General features: G+C 27.6%; 16 protein-coding genes. 10 read left to right on the top strand and 6 right to left on the bottom strand.

Annotated features, from left to right (window positions below; genetic code table 11):
• Positions 1-91: 91 nt before the first annotated feature.
• Entirely contained in the window at positions 92-772 is a 681-nt protein-coding gene (locus METOK_RS05495; protein ID WP_013867229.1) for a ZIP family metal transporter, read from the bottom strand.
• A 203-nt stretch (positions 773-975) separates the two neighbouring features.
• Here METOK_RS05495 and METOK_RS05490 point away from each other — a divergent pair, with 203 nt between their 5' ends.
• The 4 genes from METOK_RS05490 (at position 976) to METOK_RS05475 (ending at position 3,445) form a co-directional block, all read left to right on the top strand.
• Positions 976-1,371 carry a secondary thiamine-phosphate synthase enzyme YjbQ gene (locus METOK_RS05490; protein ID WP_013867228.1) on the top strand — a complete coding sequence of 132 codons (396 nt, stop codon included), beginning with the start codon at positions 976-978 and terminating at the stop codon, positions 1,369-1,371.
• 4 nt (positions 1,372-1,375) lie between these two features.
• Positions 1,376-2,098: a formate dehydrogenase accessory sulfurtransferase FdhD gene (gene fdhD, locus METOK_RS05485; protein ID WP_013867227.1), complete on the top strand. Its 723-nt coding sequence runs from the start codon at positions 1,376-1,378 to the stop codon at positions 2,096-2,098.
• A gap of 63 nt (positions 2,099-2,161) precedes the next feature.
• Entirely contained in the window at positions 2,162-3,040 is an 879-nt protein-coding gene (locus METOK_RS05480) for a 7-cyano-7-deazaguanine synthase (RefSeq protein WP_013867226.1), read from the top strand.
• Positions 3,041-3,049: 9 nt separating this feature from the next.
• Positions 3,050-3,445 carry a hypothetical protein gene (locus tag METOK_RS05475; RefSeq protein WP_013867225.1) on the top strand — a complete coding sequence of 132 codons (396 nt, stop codon included), beginning with the start codon at positions 3,050-3,052 and terminating at the stop codon, positions 3,443-3,445.
• Positions 3,446-3,633: 188 nt separating this feature from the next.
• Here the strand turns inward: METOK_RS05475 and METOK_RS05470 are convergent, their stop codons facing one another.
• From METOK_RS05470 to METOK_RS05455, 4 genes are all read right to left on the bottom strand, one after another.
• Positions 3,634-4,761, bottom strand: a complete 1,128-nt coding sequence (locus METOK_RS05470) for a hypothetical protein (protein ID WP_157198907.1) — start codon at positions 4,759-4,761, stop codon at positions 3,634-3,636.
• 176 nt (positions 4,762-4,937) lie between these two features.
• Positions 4,938-5,249 (bottom strand): FUN14 domain-containing protein, encoded by a 312-nt coding sequence (locus METOK_RS05465; protein WP_198005250.1) that lies wholly within the window; start codon positions 5,247-5,249, stop codon positions 4,938-4,940.
• 60 nt (positions 5,250-5,309) lie between these two features.
• Positions 5,310-6,296, bottom strand: a complete 987-nt coding sequence (locus METOK_RS05460) for a hypothetical protein (RefSeq protein WP_013867222.1) — start codon at positions 6,294-6,296, stop codon at positions 5,310-5,312.
• A gap of 17 nt (positions 6,297-6,313) precedes the next feature.
• Positions 6,314-6,931, bottom strand: a complete 618-nt coding sequence (locus METOK_RS05455; RefSeq protein ID WP_013867221.1) for a cobalt-precorrin-7 (C(5))-methyltransferase — start codon at positions 6,929-6,931, stop codon at positions 6,314-6,316.
• A 317-nt stretch (positions 6,932-7,248) separates the two neighbouring features.
• Between METOK_RS05455 and mobB the strand changes: the two genes are divergently transcribed.
• The 5 genes from mobB to METOK_RS05430 all read left to right on the top strand — a co-directional run bounded on the left by mobB (position 7,249) and on the right by METOK_RS05430 (position 11,560).
• A complete protein-coding gene (gene mobB, locus METOK_RS05450) occupies positions 7,249-7,944 on the top strand; it encodes a molybdopterin-guanine dinucleotide biosynthesis protein B (RefSeq protein WP_013867220.1) in 696 nt (231 codons plus the stop codon).
• 270 nt (positions 7,945-8,214) lie between these two features.
• Positions 8,215-8,505: an ArsR/SmtB family transcription factor gene (locus METOK_RS05445; protein ID WP_013867219.1), complete on the top strand. Its 291-nt coding sequence runs from the start codon at positions 8,215-8,217 to the stop codon at positions 8,503-8,505.
• Positions 8,506-8,745: 240 nt separating this feature from the next.
• Complete coding sequence (locus METOK_RS05440) at positions 8,746-9,846, top strand: OBG GTPase family GTP-binding protein (RefSeq protein ID WP_013867218.1); 1,101 nt, start codon at positions 8,746-8,748, stop codon at positions 9,844-9,846.
• 158 nt (positions 9,847-10,004) lie between these two features.
• Positions 10,005-10,940, top strand: a complete 936-nt coding sequence (gene map / locus METOK_RS05435) for a type II methionyl aminopeptidase (protein ID WP_013867217.1) — start codon at positions 10,005-10,007, stop codon at positions 10,938-10,940.
• A 50-nt stretch (positions 10,941-10,990) separates the two neighbouring features.
• Positions 10,991-11,560: a GMP synthase subunit A gene (locus METOK_RS05430; protein ID WP_013867216.1), complete on the top strand. Its 570-nt coding sequence runs from the start codon at positions 10,991-10,993 to the stop codon at positions 11,558-11,560.
• Between the two features lie 27 nt (positions 11,561-11,587).
• On the opposite strand, the gene METOK_RS05425 is transcribed toward METOK_RS05430, so the two are convergent.
• Positions 11,588-12,163: a DUF447 domain-containing protein gene (locus METOK_RS05425; RefSeq protein ID WP_013867215.1), complete on the bottom strand. Its 576-nt coding sequence runs from the start codon at positions 12,161-12,163 to the stop codon at positions 11,588-11,590.
• A 210-nt stretch (positions 12,164-12,373) separates the two neighbouring features.
• Between METOK_RS05425 and METOK_RS05420 the strand changes: the two genes are divergently transcribed.
• Positions 12,374-12,823, top strand: a complete 450-nt coding sequence (locus METOK_RS05420; RefSeq protein ID WP_013867214.1) for an adenylyltransferase/cytidyltransferase family protein — start codon at positions 12,374-12,376, stop codon at positions 12,821-12,823.
• Positions 12,824-12,836: the final 13 nt, after the last annotated feature.

The raw sequence follows: 12,836 nt of genomic DNA, 5'->3' as shown, positions 1-12,836 counted from the left end.
TTACTATAATATATTGTTATATTATATATTTATATATTGTATAATGTAAATTAATTAACCTAATGTAAATTAATACATGTGATAATTCCAACTAATATATAACCAAGTAATATATATAAGAAAGTTTTTCTTTTTTATGTTCATAAATATGTGGAACAAGCATAAGAAATGTTCCCAAAAATATCCCTCCCGAAAATGCCAATAATATATGTGTAGATATATTTTTTAATATTATTAATCCAAGTAAAGTTCCAATAACAGTCCCCAATGATACAAATATACCGGGATAAAGGGGATTTTTATAAACTCCTTTTAATGGTGAAATTAAAACAAATCCTGCTGGAAATTTATGAAGCAGTATGGCAAGATATAATGGAAGTCCTACACCGCTTATATAAGAAATAGCAATTATCAAGCCATCTATAAAAGTATGAATAAAAAAGGATATTGGATAAATAAATTTAATTTTAAAATCTTCTAAACTACCACACTCTGCACAATATTTTTTTGACAATGGACAGTAAGCTAAATATCTCTCGATTAAATAAACTGTAATCATCCCTAAAATTACATACAATGCAAATAATACAAACATGTTTGAATATGCCTTTGGAATTAGTATCAGAGTTGCAACCCCAAATATAAATCCAAATGAAACTGCTTCAAATTCATATTTAAATTTCAAAGAAACAGAATAATTGGCTAAAATTTCCCCCATAAGCATGATGATAAAACTTAAAATTGCAATATATATTGGAATTTCGTCCATCATAATAACACCACCAAAAATTAATTTATAATAATTTTAATCCAATAATAATTAATTAATTTTTATTATATTATCTTAATGCATCCCATATATTTTCTATTTAGTTACTACATATATTATGCCATCTCATACATTCAAACTATTTAATTTATTAATGCTACAATATACCTTAATTATTTATTTTTATAGGATATTTAGGTGATACCATGCTATTTAAATACCAAATAAAAACAAATTCAAGGGAGGAGATGATTGATATTACAAATTACATAGTAGATTCCATAAAAAACTCAAAACTAAATGATGGAATTGCCATAATATATATTCCACATACCACCGCTGGCATAACAATTAACGAAAATGCTGACTCGTCTGTTAAAAAAGACATTCTAAAATTTTTAAATGATAAGATACCGAAAAATTATAATTTTACGCATTTGGAAGGCAACTCCGATGCTCATATTAAGAGCTCCCTTTTTGGAAGTTCATTAACTGTAATAATATCACATGGAAAACCACTACTTGGCACTTGGCAGGGTATTTATTTCTGTGAATTCGATGGACCAAGAAAAAGAACATTTTATGTCAAAATTATGGGGTAATTATATGACGATAAAAAAGATAAAAATCATAAATTGGGATGAGCTCACTTCAAGATATGGTGAAGATTATGTATGTGTTGAAAATCATTATAAATTGTATATTAACAATAAATTTATAGGAAATATTACGGCATCACCAAATAATTTAAAGGAACTTGGGGTTGGTCATGTTATTTCAGAGGGCTATTTAAAACCAGAATCCATTAAGGATATTCATATTGATAATAATAAAATAACTGTAATAACTGATGAATTAGGTATAAAATTAATAAATAATGCAAAATCAGGAAATAATATAAAAATACCGTTAAAAACCATTTTTAAAATCATGAAATATATGTCAAATATCAGGGGGATTTGGAATATAACAGGAGGGACTCATTGGGCATGTTTGTTTGATTTAAATGGGAATGAAATAATTACTATTGAAGATATTGGAAGACATAATGCAGTTGATAAAGTAATAGGTTATGGAATATTAAATAATATAAATTTGGATGACAAAATATTGGTTTCAAGCGGAAGACAGCCTTATGGTATGGTAAAAAAAGTAATTAACGCTAAAATACCTGCAATAATATCAAAATCCCCATCAACGGATAAAGGTATAGAGCTCGCAAAGGATAACGATATTATATTAATAGGTTTTGCCAGAAAAAACAGATTTGTAGTATATAACGGTTTTGAAAGAATTATCGATAAAGATAAGATAAATAAAAATGAATAAAAAAAGATATATAAAAAATAAAAAGAATAATATTGTAAAAAAATAAAAATATTGATGGATATTATGGAAAATAATGTAATATTTACTCAATGGACACAGATTAAAAGAAATCTAAAAGATTTAAATCAGTTAAAAAAAGATATAATAAAGAATTTTGAAGAAAATAACTTAAAAGATAAAAAAATAGTTTCTATGCTTAGTGGTGGAAAGGACAGCTCAACAGCACTCCATATTGCAAAGGATTTAGGTTTAGATGTTTGTTTGTGCGTCCATTTTGTTCATAAATGGAGTTGGAATTTGGCTAAGGAACAGGCTAAAAAAATAGCCGATAAATTGGATATTCCTATAATATTTTATGACATAACAGGAGACTTAAAGAAACGAACAAAAGGTGCAAAAGGGGGAAGCATCTGTCGAATCTGCAAAGACATAATGAAGGATAAAATTATAGAAATAGCCAAAGATGAAGGTGCAGAAATCATACTAACAGGAGATACTGCACTTGAAAAGATTTCAGGACCCATATTTCAGCATTTGAGGGAAACATACGGCACTGAAAAATTTGATAAGATGGAGCTCACCCCAGTTCCAAAAAGATATAATAAGATGTTTTTTAGGCCCCTCATAAGGTGCGGTTATGACGATGTTATTAAGCTCAAAAATTATTATGGACTAAATATAGAAAGAATCCACGAAGTAGGGGATAAATTTGGATATTGGAGAGAAGGTTGCCCATTGCAATACTGCGATTATGATACAACAATAACTGAGGAACTTTTAGATAACCTATATCATTACAATAAAAAAATCACAGAATTGGCAAGAAAATACAGGTTTAGAGCATCCATAAAACTTCCTTCAAAAGAATTAATGATTGTTCCAAATAAAAAAGAATATGTAAATATGGTAAAGAAATATTTATATGATTTATATAAAATATAAGGGAATATTATGGATAAAAAATACCAAAATGACGATATGAAATATATTTTTGCAATAATATCCACGCTTATGTTTTTTGTGGTTATCATTACTATTATTATCTTAATAATCACATATAATAATTTATATTGCATATGGGTTTTATTTATACCATTGATGATTCTATTTTGGTTAATATCATTAGGCTGGGCAAATAATGGAGATTTGGATAAAGGTGAAATGAGGAGAGCTCTTGCAGGTGCTATTTTCAGTGTTTTTATAATCATTATATTACTTGTTTTAACGGGAAATAATTTAATAAATGATAATAAAGATATTATTAATTTCTTCTTTGGAGTGGTGTCAACAATCATAGGATTCTATTTTGGATACAGAAGTGGAAGGGAAAAGAAAAATAGTGTATAAGAAGGATAGATAATAAATCTAACTTTCTGTTAGTATTTCTCCAAGGCGACCAGTATCTGCAATATAACAACTTTTTCCTCAAATTTATTATTATTTTACCCAAAAACCTATTACTCGTTTTATGAATTCTGCCTTTTCCAATTTTCCCAGGGGGTTTAAGTTTAGGAGCTCCAAGGTATCAGCCACTTTTATTTTAATTTTATATATTCATTAAAAGCCTCTCTTGAAGTGCCTACGACAACTCTTTTATAATCACCATAAGGTGAGCTCACCCCTTCCAATTTTCCTCTAACAACTACCTTTTCACCATTAAAAGCCTGTCCTGCATATGTGTGAGTAAATGAGGCAATTTCTTTAATATCGTTGGGATTAACTTCCAATTTATTTTCCGCTATATTGGAAAGAATTTTAACATTATCTATCTTGTAAATTGCAGGATTGTCAAAGATATAATCGTCATTAATTATATCGCATTCAATGTTAATAAATCCTAAATTTTTATAATAGAATTCTCCATATTTTGAAGTTATTTCTTCCCAATCTCTCGTGGCTAATAAATCAAACATTGTGTTGTTTATTACGCCCCTATTATATTTCCTCTTCTCATGCCATACAAATTCATCGTAGGAAAGGGTACCATCTTTTATTCTTTTATGGTATGCCTTTTTCCAAAACTCATCGGATAATGGATGTATATTTAATTTTTCATCTTTATCTTTATTTTTTTCTTCCTCAAATATCGTTTTTAAAATATTTCTCGCTTTTTTGTGGTTTTTCATTCCATATATTACAAAGTCAATATCGGAGCTCTCATTGTTTAATTTTACCACAGTTGAACCTGAAACCCCCATATGGTTATAACTTAATCCATAATCATGAAGTTTATCTGCTAAATATTTACATTTTTCCTCAAATTTGCTATTATTATTCTTATTACTATTTTTATTATCATTATTTTTATTTTCGTTTAATATTTCCTTTAATCTATCATTTGGTCTTAAAACATTGATTATATACTCATTTGGAACTGCGTGTAATGTAATGTCCTTTGTTTCATCGTAATATAAATATTCTGGAAAATAATTTTCTAAAATTCCATAAGTTTTTGCAGTATCTGTTATTTTTATATATTTTTTTCCATTTTTCTCCCTTATGTCATCTTTATTTAGATTATATCTATCTATTACATCCTCTCCTACTGATGCTAAGTTTAAATATCTCAAAAAAGCAAAAACTCTATCTTCCGGATGTTCGTAGGCATTTACTGCAAAAAACCCAACTTCTGTTTCTACAAAATCTCTTAATCTTACCTTTATCATGATTTCACTTCATGTTTTTAATATATAATTATGATATTGCATAATACTGAGCATATATATTATTATAATTAATAAGTATATGAAGGATATAAATAGAATATATTTGGTATAATTAAAAATATAATTTATAAGATGATTAAAAATTTAAAAAATAAAATAAGAATAAAATAAGATTATCCTTTTTTAAATCCCAATGCAAATCCAGCAACAAATCCTGTTCCCAAAGATGCGGAATGAATCAATCCCGCAGCCTGACTACCATAAGAAATAATGGAAGATTCAACATTACCCATTAATCCCGTAAATGCTTCTTTATTTATAGATATTACACCAAGTTTTGCCAAATATAGAAGACTTAAAAAATAAAGCCCCACCAATGCAACAACTATTTTTATGGCCTTTTTTATGCCCCATCCTATAATTGCTCCACCTATAAATCCTGTTCCCAAATCTGGTAAAAATTGAGATATATCCATTTGAATCACCAAAATATTTGACTTATTGAATGATTACTTTTTTTATTTTATTGTTTGTCGTAATATTTTTTATTTATTTTCTGAAATACTTATATCATCAAGATTTTCTATTTTATCTGTAATTACACATACTGACCCATATTCCAATTCTTTATAGCATGCATATTGCCTTCCTATGTTTTTGTAAGAATACTCCACAACATCCCATCCATTATAGGAACTCTCTTTTACTTTTTTCAAATTTTGATTTTTTAACTGTTCATCAATTATATTTTTTATAGTTTCTTTATTTACAGGTAATTTATATATTGAAATTATTTCGTTTCCTTTACTGTATGTATTTTGGTCTTTTTTATTCCAACCATTGACTTTAACATCAATTGGAACATAATATAAATCAAAATTGCCCATATTCATAAGTTCATATATGTTGGCATCCAATTTTAATTTTCCTATTAATACATTATCTTTGGTTTCAGCATTTGAACTTATAACCTTTATACCATCAATACTTTTTAATCCACTTATCAACTGCTTTATAGATTCATTGTTATACATTATTATATTTATGTCGGTGTATTTATCATGAGCTCTTGCACATATTGCACTTTCGTTGGAGTATATTATCACATCACTTGGAGTGAGGTAATTTACCCATTTATCATTTGGTTTTCCTACATATTTAGAATTTATAAATATATACCCATTTTCAGGATTGAGGTTATTGCCTGACATAAACAATTTTCCAAAGAACCATAATGGAGTTTTTATAGCTACCTCATTTGGATTATTTAGGTTGGAATATACCCCGTCTATAAAGTAAAATAAAAATGAAGGTATATTTTTTCCAGTATTATGTGCTATAATCTTTGGCACTATGGAATTATCGGCGTATATAAACTCAGGATATGGACTGTTATCCACAATCTTAACAACATCTGCGGCATTTACCGAACATAACATAAAGGATAAAACCCCTATTGCCAATATTGTTTTTAATTTACTTAGATGTGTTAAATTTAAAAAGCCATTTTTGATTTTCTTCATATGTCCCATATAACCACCCATACATATCATTCCACTACGCATACACACAGATATGAAAAATTCATATGCGCAATATTATTTAATTCCTCATATATTATTCTTTCGTTTTTATATGTGAGGTTTTCACAAACTGTTATTTTTTTATTGGGGTTTATGCCGTTGTTTAACAAATATTCAATATCCTCTTTCAAATTATTAGGTAAGAATATTACTTTTTTATTATTTTTTATTAAATTTAGAAGAATTTTTCTGTTTTCCTCCTTTCCATGAAGCGTTAATACATGGTAATCCTCCCATGAAATTTTTAATCTTGAAGCTACGACTTGGATAGAGGATATACCTGGAATTACTTTTATATCTTCTTTTTTTGCAATATCATATTTTAAAACTGTTTTCAACAATCCACTAAAACATGGGTCTCCTGTGGATAATAGAGTAATAGTTTTATTTTTATTGTTTATAACCAAATCTTTTAATTCTTCAACTAAATTTTTTGTTAATATATATTTTTTATCCTCTTTTATATCAAATAACTCCAATGCTCTACGGCTACCTGCTACAATATCGGAGCTCTCCACAGTTTCAATTGCATTTAATGTAAGATATTTTTTATTTCCTGGACCTATTCCCACGATATATATCATAATTAAACCTTAATTTATTTTTTATATTTTTTATTTTTTTTACTATTTACTTTTTTATATTATTATTTTCTTTTTATTTGTTTTTTATATTCTTTTATATTAGTTTATATATTTATATTTTTATATATTTAAGGTTATTTAAGTTATTTTAATTTTTTGGATATATTTTAGATATATTATAATAACAGGACATTATAATTCGATATAATATAGATATATATAGCACACATGTTAAATCCGATAATTTATTAAATTATTAAAAAACTTTATATATTAATATTATTAAATGAAATATTGCAATACTATGATGTGATATTATGAGAGTTATTGGAGTAATTGGTCCAAAAAAATCTGGGAAAACTACCCTTATATGCGATATTTTAAAAAGATTAAAAGAAATGAACATCAATGTCGCTACTATAAAGCATAGCACCCATGATGTAAAAGTGGATAGGGAAGGAACAGATTCCTACAAATTCAAACAATGTTCAAATGTATCTGTTATAGCAGATAACAATAAAACTGCGTTTTTTTATGACAAAATGGACTTATGTGATATACTGCCTAAATTAAATAATAACGACTTTGTTATAGTGGAAGGATTTAAAGAGCAGTTAAAGGAATTAAATATTCCAAAGATACTGATGGTTAAGGAAGATGAAGGTTCGGAGCTCTGGGATTCTCAAACTGTTATGGTAATCAAAGATTACAATTATAACATTGATGAAGTTATGGAAAAAGTGCTTGAAAAAAGTATAGTTCCAACCTACAATCTAAACTGTGGTCATTGCGGATATAACTGTAAAATATTTGTAGAAAAAGTTGTAAGTGGAGAATTGAAATGGAACCAGTGTGTAGCATCCTCAGGGGTAGAAATGGTTGTTAATGGAAAAACTATACCAATGAATCCATTTGTTTCAGACATAATTAAAAATACACTAAAAGGTATAGTGGGCTCGTTAAAAGGTGCAGATAACCCAAAAACTATATCTATAAATATTAAGGATATCTAAAGCCTTCATATATTATTTTTTTATATATTTTTAAAATTCGTTATATACTATTTATCCATAATAATTTATCCACAATAATTCATTACATATGTTATATAAACTAATATAAACCAATAATTAAATATAATTGATAAACATAATTAAATATAAATATTGAAAAATATATAAATACTATAAAGATATTAATAAAGCTGTTAAATAATACAGAATAAAATTTTATATGTAAAAAATTAAAAAAATTTATAAAATCATAAAAGTTTTGGTGATAAAATGGTTGTAGATGAAAGCAAATATGAAAACATGGCAGAAATTTTCAAAGCATTTGCTGACCCAACGAGATTAATGATATTGAGGTTGTTAAGTGAAAACGATAGTATGTGTGTATGCAATATAATAGATAAATTAAAAAAGCCTCAACCAACTATATCCCACCATTTGAATATTTTAAAAAAATCTGGTATAATAAGAGCTAGAAAAGAGGGAACATGGAATCATTATTATATTGTAAATCCAAAAGTTAAAGATATAATATCTTCAATGGATGAGATGATTAATGAATAATATTATTTTTCTTTTTTATTTAAATTTAAACATTTTTGACCTTCTTCTTAATTGATATTGATTATCACAGAGATTTTATATTTTCAACATAATCATAATGAAATTTAAAAATAATTTAAAAATGACCTAAAAGTAATCTAAAATATAATTTAAAAGTAATAATATGCAATAATTAAAATAATTTAAAATTTTGAAATTTAAAATTTATAAAATTAAAACTTATTTTAATCTGGTGAAATTATGGGGATTCAGGAAGAAATTAAGAGATTAGAAGATGAAATAAAAAATACGCAGTATAATAAGGCCACTCAAAAACATATAGGTATATTAAAAGCTAAAATTGCAAAATTAAGGGACTTACAAAACAAACCAAAAAGCACGGGAACAGGATATTCTTATGCAGTTAAAAAAACAGGGGACGCCACAGTAGCTTTTGTAGGGTTTCCATCAGTAGGTAAATCCACATTATTAAATAAACTTACAAATGCCAATTCAGAAGTTGGAGCTTATGCTTTTACAACATTAACGATAATACCTGGAATCTTAGAATATAGAGGGGCAAAGATACAGGTATTGGATGCTCCGGGAATTATTAGCGGTGCAGCATTTGGAAAAGGTAGAGGTAGTGAGGTATTGGCAGCCATTAGAAATGTGGATTTGGTGATGCTTGTTGTAGATGTGTTTTCACCTGAACACATCCCAGTTATCGAGAGGGAGCTCTACAATGTGGGTATAAGATTAGACCAAAGACCACCAGATGTTAAGATTGTAAAAAAGGATAGAGGGGGAATACACATAAATACCACCCTTCCTTTAACAAAAATAGATGAAGAAACCATTATCGCAATTCTACACGAGCATAGAATACATAACGCAGATATTGTAATAAGGGAAGATATTACAACAGACCAATTTATCGATGTGATTAGTGCAAATAGGGTATATATACCATCCCTTGTAGTTGTGAATAAAATAGACTTAGCTGAGAAAGAACATATTCAAAAGATTGAGGAGGTTTTAAAAGACAGAGCTCATATACTTGTATCAGGTTATAAAAATATAAATATTGAAGAATTGAAAGAGAAAATTTTCAACAGTCTTGGATTTATGAAAGTTTATTTAAAACCGCAGGGGAAAAAACCAGACCTTGACGAACCATTAATCATTTTAAGAAATTCTACCGTTGAAGATGTATGTAATAAGCTTCACAGGGATTTTGTAAAGAATTTTAGATACGCTTTGGTATGGGGAAAATCTGCAAAACATCCTGGTCAAAGGGTAGGACTTAATCATGTATTGGAGGATGAGGATATTCTTACTATTGTAATCAAAAGAACATGATATAGTAATTAATTAATAATAAAATAACTTTAAAAATTAAATAATAAAAAAATAAAAATAATTAACAATTAAAAGAAATATATAAAAAATAAAGAAATAAAAAAATATAAAAATATTCATAATTAATAAAAAACTAATAAAAAATAGAAGGGATTACAATGGATAAAAATATCAATAATAATGCGGATGAAGATAGTCTAAATGAAGAAAGTGAAATGGTTAAAAAACTAATGAAAGCTGGAGAAATTCATGCCGAGGTAATAGAAGAAGCAGAAAAACTTATAAAACCGGGTGCTAAACTTTACGATGTGGCAGAATATGTTGAAAACAGAACCCGTGAGCTCGGAGGAGAAGTTGCATTTCCTTGCAATATTTCTATAAATGATATTGCAGCTCACTACACACCCGTTTATAAGGATGAAAAGACATTCTCTGAAAATGATGTTGTAAAATTGGATATAGGAGTTCATGTTGATGGATATATAGCAGATGGAGCAAGAACCATTGATTTATCCTGTTCATACAACGATTTAAAAAAAGCATCGGAAGATGCACTATATACCGTAATTAAAGAAATTGTGCCACCGATGAATATTGGAGATATGGGGGCAATTATACAGGAAGTAATCGAAAGTTATGGATATAAACCAGTGTCAAATTTATCTGGACATGTTATGGAACAATATGTCCTTCATTCAGGCATAAGCATTCCTAATGTAAAAGAAAAATCAAAGGATTATATCGATGTAGGGGATATTGTAGCGATAGAACCTTTTGCCACAGATGGATATGGAGAGGTTATGGATGGAAATGAGAAATATATATTTAAATATATAAAATCAAGACCTGTTAGATTGCCATCTGCAAGGAAGATATTAAAGATTATCGAGAAAAAATACCCCTACCTCCCATTTGCAGGGCGATGGCTTGCAACTGAGGATTCAAAATATAAAATTGCCCTGAGAACTTTAATGAGCTCAGGTTGTCTCTATGGCTATTCAACATTAATTGAGAAAAACCACGGCATGGTAAGTCAAACCGAACATACCGTTTTAATTACTGAAAATGGAGCAAAAATCACAACCAAAAGATAAAAAATAAATAAAATAAAATGTTATTATAAGTGTAATAAAATGGTGATTTTGTGATTGTAATATTAAACAATGGCGGTCAATATGTCCATAGAATACATAGAAGTTTAAGATATTTAGATGTAGATTCAAAAATAATTCCAAATGACACACCATTAAGTGAAATTGAAGAGAATGAGAAAATAAAAGGCATAATATTAAGTGGAGGTCCAGACATTGAAAAAGCTTCTAACTGTATAGATATTGCTTTAAATTCAAAACTACCTATATTGGGTATATGTTTAGGTCATCAGTTAATAGCTCGGGCTTATGGTGGGGAAGTTGGAAGGGCAGAATCAGAAGAATACGCTCACACAAAAATATATGTTAAAAATGAGAACGATTTATTTAAAAACATACCAAAGGAATTCACAGCATGGGCTTCTCATAAAGATGAGGTTAAAAAAGTCCCAGAATGTTTCGAAATTCTTGCATATTCCGATATATGTGATATAGAATCTATAAAACATAAGGAAAAACCAATATATGGTGTGCAGTTTCATCCTGAGGTATCCCATACAGAATATGGCTCTGAAATATTGAAAAATTTTTGTAGAGTTTGCGGATTAAATAAAGAAGAATAATATGTATATAATAACTATATACTAACATTATTCTAAAAATTTCTTTCCTAACTCAATATATCTTTTAGTTCCTACCTTTTTAATGGTCTTAAAATAATGTTCCATCTCATCTTTTATATTTTTTCTTTTCTCATCATTTACAATATTTAATCGTGAATATAGTATTGCCATTTCCACAATAAGACCTTCTGCTCTGTTATATGGCTTAATAGGTAGAATATTTATATCCTTATCCAATACAACAGAGCTCCTAACAATCATAATCTTAGAGCTCCCATACTCATTTTTTGATTCTATGATTTTTCTATTGGTTATTTTTGCCAGATATATTTTATAGGATTCCTTTAAATACGGTATTGAACAGTTGTTATACTCTAAATATCCGTAATTTCCGTTATCGTCAAGGACTGATTTGGCTATTAAATAGGGGGAGCATATATTTATTATAAAATAATCCTCATCTTTTAAATTGTTATAGGTGTGAGAACCTTCGTATAGGTGCATTACAATTTCCTTATTTCCTTTTATAAATATTCCAATAGGAGCTCGGTTGTTACTATTATCTTTATTATTTTTGGATGTAATTACCACTTCACATTTCATAAAATCACTTATTTATTATTAAAATTTAAATCCTCCTATTCTATTCTTATAATATATAATATATAAATAAAAACATTAAAAAATATTTTTTAGGTTAATCTATTAATTTTAATATTATATATTTAATGTAATATAATTATTATATGTGCCTTATATCCGCTTAATGATTAATTATTTTTAATACTTAATAAATTAAAAAGATGATGTATGATGAAGAAAAAAATAGTAGTGACGGCTGGAACTTTTGATTTATTGCATCCTGGACATTATCATACTCTAAGTTATGCGAAAAGTTTAGGGGATGAATTAATTGTTATCATAGCACGGGATGAAACTGTAAAAAAAATAAAAGGTAGAAAACCAGTAATTCCAGAAGAACAAAGGAGAATGATGGTTGAAGCAATTAAACCAGTTGATAAAGCAATACTCGGAAGTTTAACCGATAAATTGGAACCAATATTAAAAATAAAACCTGATTATATTGTATTAGGTCCTGACCAGACCACATTTAAAATTCAGGAGTTAAAGGATGAGTTGAAAAAACATAATTTAAAAACAGAAGTTATAAAGGTCAAAAATTATACAAAATGTCCGTTCCATAGTTCCTACGATATTATTAAAGAAATAGTTAAAAGATGGTGTAATAAAGAATTACAATAATTTAATATATTAA

Source organism: Methanothermococcus okinawensis IH1 (genome assembly GCF_000179575.2).
Lineage (GTDB): Archaea > AGJL01 > Methanococci > Methanococcales > Methanococcaceae > Methanofervidicoccus > Methanofervidicoccus okinawensis.
The sequence above is the reverse complement of the archived record's forward strand: the minus strand, read 5'-3'. Positions and strand labels throughout refer to the sequence as shown.

Bases quoted from the DNA above. Each gene is read 5' to 3' on its own strand.
- METOK_RS05480 (WP_013867226.1), top strand. From the start codon at position 2,162: ATGGAAAATAATGTAATATTTACTCAATGGACACAGATTAAAAGAAAT.
- METOK_RS05425 (WP_013867215.1), bottom strand. From the start codon at position 12,163: ATGAAATGTGAAGTGGTAATTACATCCAAAAATAATAAAGATAATAGT.
- METOK_RS05460 (WP_013867222.1), bottom strand. From the start codon at position 6,296: ATGGGACATATGAAGAAAATCAAAAATGGCTTTTTAAATTTAACACAT.
- METOK_RS05495 (WP_013867229.1), bottom strand. From the start codon at position 772: ATGATGGACGAAATTCCAATATATATTGCAATTTTAAGTTTTATCATC.
- METOK_RS05440 (WP_013867218.1), top strand. From the start codon at position 8,746: ATGGGGATTCAGGAAGAAATTAAGAGATTAGAAGATGAAATAAAAAAT.
- map (WP_013867217.1), top strand. From the start codon at position 10,005: ATGGATAAAAATATCAATAATAATGCGGATGAAGATAGTCTAAATGAA.
- METOK_RS05420 (WP_013867214.1), top strand. From the start codon at position 12,374: ATGAAGAAAAAAATAGTAGTGACGGCTGGAACTTTTGATTTATTGCAT.
- METOK_RS05475 (WP_013867225.1), top strand. From the start codon at position 3,050: ATGGATAAAAAATACCAAAATGACGATATGAAATATATTTTTGCAATA.
- METOK_RS05490 (WP_013867228.1), top strand. From the start codon at position 976: ATGCTATTTAAATACCAAATAAAAACAAATTCAAGGGAGGAGATGATT.
- mobB (WP_013867220.1), top strand. From the start codon at position 7,249: ATGAGAGTTATTGGAGTAATTGGTCCAAAAAAATCTGGGAAAACTACC.
- METOK_RS05445 (WP_013867219.1), top strand. From the start codon at position 8,215: ATGGTTGTAGATGAAAGCAAATATGAAAACATGGCAGAAATTTTCAAA.
- METOK_RS05455 (WP_013867221.1), bottom strand. From the start codon at position 6,931: ATGATATATATCGTGGGAATAGGTCCAGGAAATAAAAAATATCTTACA.
- fdhD (WP_013867227.1), top strand. From the start codon at position 1,376: ATGACGATAAAAAAGATAAAAATCATAAATTGGGATGAGCTCACTTCA.